Origin of the sequence: Sphaerochaeta sp. S2 (assembly GCF_016406725.1) — a bacterium.
In the GTDB taxonomy this organism is placed as follows: Bacteria; Spirochaetota; Spirochaetia; order Sphaerochaetales; family Sphaerochaetaceae; genus Sphaerochaeta.
Genome location: NZ_JAEKNT010000114.1, coordinates 1 through 4,396, shown reverse-complemented (window position 1 = coordinate 4,396; position 4,396 = coordinate 1). Strand labels below are relative to the sequence as shown.

The window sequence follows — 4,396 nt, the reverse complement described above, 5'->3', positions numbered from 1 at the left end:
CCTCTTCATCTGCTAGTGGATATATAACGCTCTTCTCGTTTGAACTTGCAGAGAAGGATGCCAATGTCGTGTTGGGTGCTACCACCACTGTCAGTGCAATGCTACCCCAGTACTATGATTATAATAGTAGATTTGATACGGGAGAAACACAGAAATGGGATTGGTACGATGCAAAACAGGGTGCCACCCGCTATGAGATGCTCTATATCGATGGTATGAATACCGGTCGTGGTTTCTCCGTTATCTTTGACCAGGCATACCTGTGGGACAACCAGGTTTCCATCAGCTGGCCTCTTGCCCACAATGTACTCTCAGCGGAGATCTATGGCAGTGCCACAGGAGTCAGTACCGATTTGCAGAACATCGCTCCATCTTCACTTGCTTGGTACTACTCCATGGGAGCAGGAATCAAACTGAAAGTACCCGGGTTCCCATTGGGATTGTATCTGGTGAAAAACGCAAGTTACATTGATGATACCTTTGCATGGGATGGAGGGACCATCTTCAGGGGCAGCAGTGACGACAGTGGCTTGAAACTGGTACTTGCGATCACTACAACGCTGTATTGAGTATGAGTGAGAAAGAGACTTTGACACCCATGATGGTCCAGTACCATCAGATTAAAGAGCAACACCAAGGGGAAGTACTGTTCTTCCGCCTTGGTGATTTCTATGAGATGTTTGAGGATGATGCCCGGGAAGTTTCCCGCCTCCTCAACCTAACCCTCACCAAGCGCAATGGTCAGCCGATGTGTGGCATTCCGTATCATGCAGCAAAAACCTATATCAAACGATTACTCGAAGCGGGCAAGAAGATTGCCATCTGTGAGCAGACCAGCCTCAACCAGGAAGGCGGAAAAAAGCTTGCAACCCGTGAAGTGGTGCAGGTCATCACTCCTGCTACAGTCATTGAAGATGACTACCTTGATGCAGAACAATCCAGTTATGTCTTGAGCATCTCATTCCAGAAACAGGGTATTTCTGTCAGCTATGCAGACATCACCACAGGTGAGTTCTCATTGAGGACTCTAGGAAAAGATCATCACTATGGTTCATTGCTTGCTGTATTGGAACAAGTTCGGCCCAGGGAACTCTTGGTTAATGAGGATGATTATTTTCTCTACCAGGACTACCAGGATTTGCTAGCTTCTCAACAAGCAATGGTAAGCAAGCTTCCGCCTTGGAGATTTTCCATTGCTGATGGATACAGTCTGCTCTGCAACCATATAGGAAGTACGAGTCTGAAAGCCTTTTCCCTGGAAGAGAAGGACCATCGCCTTTCCAGTGCTGGGGCTCTGCTCTGGTATTTGAGAGAGACGGCAAAGACAAGCTTGAACCAGATTGACTCATATACAGTGGTTGAAGAGACACAATTTCTGCATATCGATGAGGCAAGCCGAAAAAGTCTTGAGTTGGTAAGCAATACCAATGATGGAAGTGAGAAATTCACGCTTTTCTCCGCGATCAATGCCACCCTCACCAGTATGGGTACCCGTCAGTTGAAAAACTGGATCACACAAGCCTTGACAGATATCAACCAAATTCTCTTTCGTCAGAGATGGGTTGAGATGCTTTTCCTGGACCGTGATGAACTGGGCAGGGTCAGGTCGATCCTGAAACAAGTATTGGATATCCAGCGCCTGACTTCCCGTATTGCCATGAATAGGCAGGTTCCCAGGGACCTGACAGGGATTGCCCAGACCATTTCAGCCTTTTTCCAATTGGTTGATCAACGATACCAGGATATCCTTCCCTCCAGGCTGGATGAAACACAGCTTAAAATGTTGCTCCAGCTTGCAAGTGAAATTCAGGAAGCCATCAATGACCAGTGGCAGGGGCCTTTTGAGGAAGGAAAGGTGATCCGTAAAGGTTTTGATGCACAACTGGATGCACTCAGAGGTACCAAATCGGGGGGTAAGGAGCTGTTGGACTCCTATCTCAAGCAACTGAAGGAAGAGACGGGAATCCCTACCATAAAGCTCTCTTCCAACAAGATCCTTGGCCACTATATAGAAGTTACCAAGACCCATGCCTCAAAGGTTCCCTCCACCTTCTACCGCAAACAAACATTGGTGAATGCCGAGCGGTTCACCAGTGATGAATTGATCAAACTGGAACAACAAATCCTTGAGAGTACCGCTTTGGCTGAAGAGAGGGAGAAGGAAGTCTACGAAATATTGGTATCCAAGACCAGGGACTTACAACAGATACTGCTCTCCATCAGTGGATTCCTCAGTGACCTGGATTGTTTGCAGAGCTTTGCAAGTACGGCAATCACCCACCAATATACCAAGCCAAGCTTTACAGACGAGGATGTGCTTATCCTGGAAGGGGCAAGACATCCAGTGGTAGAACAACATCTCACCCCTGGTGGTTTTGTTGCCAATGACCTGACGATTAAAAGCACCGGAAAACGGTTCTGTTTGATCACAGGACCGAATATGGCAGGCAAGTCAACTTTCCTAAGGCAGAGCGCATTGCTGGTTCTCCTGGCGCAAATTGGTAGTTTTGTCCCTGCTACGAAAGCAAAGCTTGGCATCGTCGATCGTCTCTACTGCAGGGTAGGAGCGAGTGACAATCTTGCCCGTGGAGAGTCCACCTTCCTCGTCGAGATGCAGGAAGCAGCCCACATTCTTAGAACTGCGACAAGGCATTCTCTTGTAATTGTAGACGAACTGGGCAGAGGTACCAGCACCCAGGATGGAATGTCGATTGCTTATGCCATGATGCAGAAACTCCTGTCCATGGATTGCAAGACTTTGTTTGCAACCCACTACCATGAGCTCGCCCGAATTGATACCAGCGCCATCCAACTCTTGACGTTGCAGGTAAGCGAGATGGGTGGGGAAGTAAAGTTCCTGAGGAGAGTCATTGAGGGAATTGCAAACAGTTCCTATGGTTTGAACGTTGCAAGAATGGCAGGGGTTGGCCGTGACATCATCCGCCAAGCCCGTCAATTCCAGAAACAGCACTTTGCTGAGTATGACCTAGCTGCCATGCAACCTGATCTATTCAGTGCTGCCTCTGAACAGGAAGAACTCCCCTATAGTGATCTTGATGCGAATGAAAGAGAAGTCATCGATGCATTGGAGTCATTCAGCATAGACCAGTCATCTCCCTTGGAGGCGCTCCTGTTATTGAAGGATTTACAGGAGAAATTGCAAGCAAGGTAGCCAGAGATCCTTCTTAAGGGGTATGTGGTGTCATCTATGCAAGAAACTTTCTGATACAACACTCTGCCCAGAATGTGAGGAAGCCATCCGGAGGGCTGGGTATGATTTTTTGTTTTCATATCGCTGTCCAGTCTGTGGACAACCGGTGCTTGATGCTACCTATGCATGTTCTTTCTGCAGCAAGGGAGTACTCTCCTATGGCCCATACGGAAATACACTCGCATCTTTGATCAAATGCTATAAATTTGGGGGAGAACGGTCACTGGCACCTCTCCTCTCTGGGTTATATCTACCTCTACTGAAAAGAGTGACCTCTCCGATCATTATCCCCATACCTTGTTCAAGGGAAGGGTATAGGAGAAGGGGTTTTGACCAGAGTGAGGTTATTGCCTCCTATCTTGCAAGAAAGGAGGGCTATGCCTATCTTTCTCTTTTCAATAGACATAAGGGAATGCAACACAAATATCTTTCGAAAGAGCAACGGCTTGGTGAACAGGCAATGCAATTGACACATTCCAAGAAAAAGCATGATCAATTTGTACATTTTCTGTCAGCAGGGTATACTGCCACACTCCTTGATGATGTAAAGACCACAGGAGCTACTTCTCGACGGGCAAGTGAACTGCTGGAGTCTCATTTTGGTTGTAAAGCAACGATAATGGTACTTGCTGATGTCTAGTCATACATGCATCGTTGACAAAGATCCTCGTTATCGATACTATTTTAGCAGGATTAGTTGTTTATTGGGGATCGCCAACCGGCGCATCCCTTTTTTATGAACTTTTTTCAGGAGCAGTATGATACAGAAAGGAATAGAAGAAACACCTTTGTTTCGTGAATACGAACCTCTGCTGAGTGCAATGGGCATTACATTGGTGGACATCAATGAGATTGACCGCGGAAGCAGTGTCCTGGTTACCATTGTAATCTTGGCAAAGGAAGAAGAAGTAAATGTCGACCACTGTGCGAAGGTATACCGATTGGTATATCCGCGAATGGAACTGATATTGGGGGAGCGTGATCTGCAACTCGAGGTAACCACCCCAGGCCTACAGCGCACAATCAAGGATATCTATGAGTTCAGCTTGTTTACCGGCAAGCGTGTACGGGTTTATGATACGAGCAAGACGGCATGGGTAAGTGGTATCATCAAAACATGTGATGACCATTCGCTTACGCTTGACGAGGTATTTATTGAGGATGAAAAAGAGATGATTGCAACAA

The 4,396-nt window shown here is 46.9% G+C and carries 3 protein-coding genes and 1 pseudogene; all 4 read left to right on the top strand.

Translation table 11 applies throughout. The features are described 5' to 3' along the window. Positions 1 to 569, top strand: a pseudogene (locus JF818_RS03220) (outer membrane protein assembly factor BamA); the annotation flags it as partial. 2 nt (positions 570 to 571) lie between these two features. Then, positions 572 to 3,172 (top strand): DNA mismatch repair protein MutS, encoded by a 2,601-nt coding sequence (mutS, locus tag JF818_RS03215; RefSeq protein WP_198890544.1) that lies wholly within the window; start codon positions 572 to 574, stop codon positions 3,170 to 3,172. A 22-nt stretch (positions 3,173 to 3,194) separates the two neighbouring features. After that, positions 3,195 to 3,851 (top strand): ComF family protein, encoded by a 657-nt coding sequence (locus JF818_RS03210; RefSeq protein WP_198890543.1) that lies wholly within the window; start codon positions 3,195 to 3,197, stop codon positions 3,849 to 3,851. A 118-nt stretch (positions 3,852 to 3,969) separates the two neighbouring features. After that, positions 3,970 to 4,396 (top strand): ribosome assembly cofactor RimP (locus JF818_RS03205; RefSeq protein ID WP_198890542.1); only part of this gene is annotated, 427 nt, incomplete at its 3' end.

What these genes read in the sequence shown, in the direction of transcription:
- JF818_RS03210 (WP_198890543.1), top strand. Translation starts at nt 3,195, where the DNA reads ATGTGGTGTCATCTATGCAAGAAACTTTCTGATACAACACTCTGCCCA.
- mutS (WP_198890544.1), top strand. Translation starts at nt 572, where the DNA reads ATGAGTGAGAAAGAGACTTTGACACCCATGATGGTCCAGTACCATCAG.